This is a genomic window from Limisphaera ngatamarikiensis, from assembly GCF_011044775.1.
GTDB lineage: Bacteria > Verrucomicrobiota > Verrucomicrobiia > Limisphaerales > Limisphaeraceae > Limisphaera > Limisphaera ngatamarikiensis.
The window spans coordinates 6,174-6,711 of the sequence record NZ_JAAKYA010000033.1; the positions used below are offsets into that span (position 1 = coordinate 6,174).

Here is a 538-nt window from a genome sequence, read left to right on the forward strand (position 1 = left end):
TTTCGAGGGGGCCTAGATCAACGACGAGGGCCAACGGGCGCTTTCCTGGCAGACGTTCTGGTTCGGCCCGTTTTTGGTCGGCGGTGAACTGGGTTCGCCCGGCGAGGTGAGCCGCGCGTTGCCGGCGATGCTGCAAACGCTCCGGCCGCTCTGGCGGGATTGCCCCTGCGATTTCCTGGCCGACAGCCGCTCCAGCGGTGCCGAGCATCTGCAAGCCATCGAGCAGGCCGGCTTCACGCATGGGAGCGTCAGCTACAACCAATGGACCACCGGGCCGGAACGCACCGCCGCCGCGCTGCCCCGGAGCGCCTGGAGTCCGGCCACGCAGACGCGCTGGCGCGACGGGGTGGAAGTGACCGAGCAGTACGCCGGCATCCGGCACACCGTGGCCGGCAGCGACTTCACTTTCCCTCTGGCGGTGGCCCGGTGGAAGAAGGACGACCAGATGTTCTGGCGTTACGCCTTCGTGGCGCACGACCCGCGCCGGACCGACGCGGGGGCGGTGATGGCGCGGCATCGGTTGAAAGGCGCCAGGGAA

General features: G+C 69.1%; 1 protein-coding gene. It reads left to right on the forward strand.

Annotated features, from left to right (window positions below):
• Positions 1 to 73: 73 nt before the first annotated feature.
• Positions 74 to 538: hypothetical protein (locus G4L39_RS05615; RefSeq protein ID WP_165106584.1), on the forward strand; the 465-nt coding region annotated here is incomplete at its 3' end.